Source organism: Mesorhizobium sp. Primo-A (genome assembly GCF_003997175.1).
In the GTDB taxonomy this organism is placed as follows: Bacteria; Pseudomonadota; Alphaproteobacteria; order Rhizobiales; family Rhizobiaceae; genus Mesorhizobium; species Mesorhizobium ciceri.
Window position 1 is genome coordinate 280,001 of record NZ_RZTG01000010.1, and the last position, 3,733, is coordinate 283,733.

The 3,733-nt window shown below is 54.5% G+C and carries 1 protein-coding gene, 1 tRNA gene and 2 rRNA genes; 3 read left to right on the top strand and 1 reads right to left on the bottom strand.

The features are described from left to right. The first annotated feature begins 52 nt into the window (after positions 1-52). The 3 genes from EOC83_RS20300 to EOC83_RS20310 all read left to right on the top strand — a co-directional run bounded on the left by EOC83_RS20300 (position 53) and on the right by EOC83_RS20310 (position 3,490). Positions 53-2,874 (top strand): 23S ribosomal RNA (locus tag EOC83_RS20300). A gap of 270 nt (positions 2,875-3,144) precedes the next feature. Beyond that, positions 3,145-3,259, top strand: a 5S ribosomal RNA gene (gene rrf / locus EOC83_RS20305). 154 nt (positions 3,260-3,413) lie between these two features. Beyond that, positions 3,414-3,490 (top strand) — tRNA-Met (locus EOC83_RS20310). Here EOC83_RS20310 and EOC83_RS33030 read toward each other — a convergent pair. After that, a partial coding sequence (locus tag EOC83_RS33030; RefSeq protein WP_206516554.1) for a hypothetical protein occupies positions 3,469-3,733 on the bottom strand: 265 nt, incomplete at its 5' end. The genes EOC83_RS20310 and EOC83_RS33030 overlap by 22 nt on opposite strands.

Here is a 3,733-nt window from a genome sequence, read left to right on the forward strand (position 1 = left end):
CTGAAGCGACAATCCCTTCGGGATTGCGCGGGTGGGCATTGGCAATGAGAACGATCAAGTGTCTTAAGGGCAATTGGTGGATGCCTTGGCATGCACAGGCGATGAAGGACGTGATACGCTGCGATAAGCTACGGGGAGGTGCGAATACCCTTTGATCCGTAGATTTCCGAATGGGGAAACCCACCTAAGGTACTTGGAAAATCAGAGCAGCCAGAAGGTCGCAAGGCCGGATTGCTGCTGTGGTTTCCAAGTATCGATAATAGGTAACTTACCCTGAATACATAGGGGTAAAGTGGCGAACGCGGGGAACTGAAACATCTAAGTACCCGTAGGAAAGGACATCAACCGAGACTCCGGAAGTAGTGGCGAGCGAACCCGGACCAGGCCAGTGGCGATTGAGAGACAAGCGGAACCTTCTGGAAAGTAGGGCCATAGTGGGTGACAGCCCCGTACGCGTAATGCAATCAATCGTCCTCGAGTAAGGCGGGACACGTGAAATCCTGTCTGAAATTGGGGGGACCACCCTCCAAGCCTAAGTACTCGTGCATGACCGATAGCGAACTAGTACCGTGAGGGAAAGGTGAAAAGCACCCCGACAAGGGGAGTGAAAGAGTACCTGAAACCGATTGCCTACAAACAGTGGAAGCCCAAGGTTCGTCCTGGGTGACCACGTACCTTTTGTATAATGGGTCAGCGACTTAGTGTGACGAGCAAGCTTAAACCGCTAGGTGTAGGCGCAGCGAAAGCGAGTCTGAACAGGGCGTTCAGTTCGTCGCATTAGACCCGAAACCGAGTGATCTAGCCATGAGCAGGTTGAAGGTAAGGTAACACTTACTGGAGGACCGAACCCATAACTGTTGCAATAGTTCGGGATGACTTGTGGCTAGGGGTGAAAGGCCAATCAAACTCGGAAATAGCTGGTTCTCCGCGAAATCTATTTAGGTAGAGCGTCGACCGAATACCCCAGGGGGTAGAGCACTGGATGGGCTAGGGGTCCTCACCGGATTACCAAACCTAACCAAACTCCGAATACCTGGGAGTACTAGTCGGCAGACACACGGCGGGTGCTAACGTCCGTCGTGAAAAGGGAAACAACCCTGACCTACAGCTAAGGTCCCCAAGTTATGGCTAAGTGGGAAAGGATGTGAGGATCCCAAAACAACCAGGATGTTGGCTTAGAAGCAGCCATCATTTAAAGAAAGCGTAACAGCTCACTGGTCTAAATAAGGGTCTTTGCGCCGAAAATGTAACGGGGCTAAAGCCATACACCGAAGCTTAGGGTTTGGTCCGCAAGGGCCAAGCGGTAGCGGAGCGTTCTGTAAGCTGATGAAGCCATACCCGTGAGGGGTGGTGGAGGTATCAGAAGTGCGAATGCTGACATGAGTAACGTAAGGGGAGTGAGAGACTCCCCCGCCGAAAGACCAAGGGTTCCTGCTTAAAGCTAATCTGAGCAGGGTTAGCCGGCCCCTAAGACGAGGCGGAAACGCGTAGTCGATGGGAACCACGTTAATATTCGTGGGCTTGGAGGTAGTGACGGATCATTGAGGTAGTCCAATCTTATCGGATTGAACGGGCTGCTGCGTGGTTCCAGGAAATAGCTCCTCCTTATAAACCGTACCCGAAACCGACACTGGTGGTCTGGTAGAGTATACCAAGGCGCTTGAGAGAACTATGCTGAAGGAACTCGGCAAATTGCACGCGTAACTTCGGAAGAAGCGTGACCCTTTTCTACGCAAGTAGAGGAGGGTGGCACAGACCAGGGGGTAGCGACTGTTTATCAAAAACACAGGGCTCTGCGAAGTCGCAAGACGACGTATAGGGTCTGACGCCTGCCCGGTGCTGGAAGGTTAAGAGGAGGGGTGCAAGCTCTGAATCGAAGCCCCAGTAAACGGCGGCCGTAACTATAACGGTCCTAAGGTAGCGAAATTCCTTGTCGGGTAAGTTCCGACCTGCACGAATGGCGTAACGACTTCCCCGCTGTCTCCAGCATAGACTCAGTGAAATTGAATTCCCCGTGAAGATGCGGGGTTCCTGCGGTTAGACGGAAAGACCCCGTGCACCTTTACTATAGCTTTACATTGGCATTCGTAGTGGCATGTGTAGGATAGGTGGTAGGCTTTGAAGCCTGGGCGCCAGCTCAGGTGGAGCCACCCTTGAAATACCACCCTTATTACTATGGATGTCTAACCGCGGCCCGTTATCCGGGTCCGGGACAATGTATGGTGGGTAGTTTGACTGGGGCGGTCGCCTCCTAAAGAGTAACGGAGGCGCGCGATGGTGGGCTCAGAACGGTCGGAAATCGTTCGCTGAGTGCAATGGCATAAGCCTGCCTGACTGCGAGACTGACAAGTCGAGCAGAGACGAAAGTCGGTCATAGTGATCCGGTGGTCCCGCGTGGAAGGGCCATCGCTCAACGGATAAAAGGTACGCCGGGGATAACAGGCTGATGACCCCCAAGAGTCCATATCGACGGGGTTGTTTGGCACCTCGATGTCGACTCATCGCATCCTGGGGCTGGAGCAGGTCCCAAGGGTATGGCTGTTCGCCATTTAAAGCGGTACGTGAGTTGGGTTCAGAACGTCGTGAGACAGTTCGGTCCCTATCTGCCGTGGGTGTAGGAATATTGAAAGGATCTGTCCCTAGTACGAGAGGACCGGGATGGACGGATCTCTGGTGGACCTGTTGTGGCGCCAGCCGCATAGCAGGGTAGCTATATCCGGACGGGATAACCGCTGAAGGCATCTAAGCGGGAAACCCACCTTAAAACGAGTATTCCCTGAGAACCGTGGAAGACGACCACGTTGATAGGCCGGGTGTGGAAGAGCGGCAACGCTTGAAGCTTACCGGTACTAATAGTTCGATCGGCTTGATCGTTCTCATTCCTTATGCCCATCTGACAAAGTCAGATGGTCTGTTCTCACTCACGCTTGTTCCGCCCTGCGGGCGGCGCTACGTGGGTGCGGCGCATCAGCGCCGACGGTCGGTCGACCTTGCGAAGCTTCGCTTCGAAAGGCGCCAGACCAAGAACCGTAAAGGCACACAAAGACCAGCGAACAGCCCCGAGAGGCACCCGACAGCTCCGCTGCCGATGTCTCTTTGTGCGCCTTCGCTCAAAAGCTTCTCGAACAACGTGCGTTTTGCCGACCTGGTGGTTATGGCGGAGCGGCTGCACCCGATCCCATTCCGAACTCGGCCGTGAAACGCTCCAGCGCTGATGGTACTTCGTCTCAAGACGCGGGGGAGTAGGTCGCTGCCAGGTCTGCCAAACGCACGTTGATCTCACATCCAAATCGGATGGAGAAAAATCTTCTCTTTATGAAATGGCCCGCCAAGGGATCACGGGCCGCGTAAGCGGCCCTTTCATTTGGTCAGCCATATACCTATCTGTAGGCCTCGGCTTACACAAAAATTGACGCGGGGTGGAGCAGCCCGGTAGCTCGTCAGGCTCATAACCTGAAGGTCACAGGTTCAAATCCTGTCCCCGCAACCAAATTCAAAAAAGCCCGCCATCGTGCGGGCTTTTTGTTTTGTGCCGTGCTGTGCTGCCGGCCTGTCATCAGGCGCCCGCAACCAGCCAAGCCAAGCCGCCAGACAGAAAACGCAAATCCTCTCCCCAAAACCAACATCAAAAACAGCCCGCCAGCCACAAATGCCCGCGCGCCGTTTTGATATGCGGCTGGGGTGGCCATCGATCTGCCCAGGCTCAGGCCCCCGAAAGCGAAGCCGAAGCTGC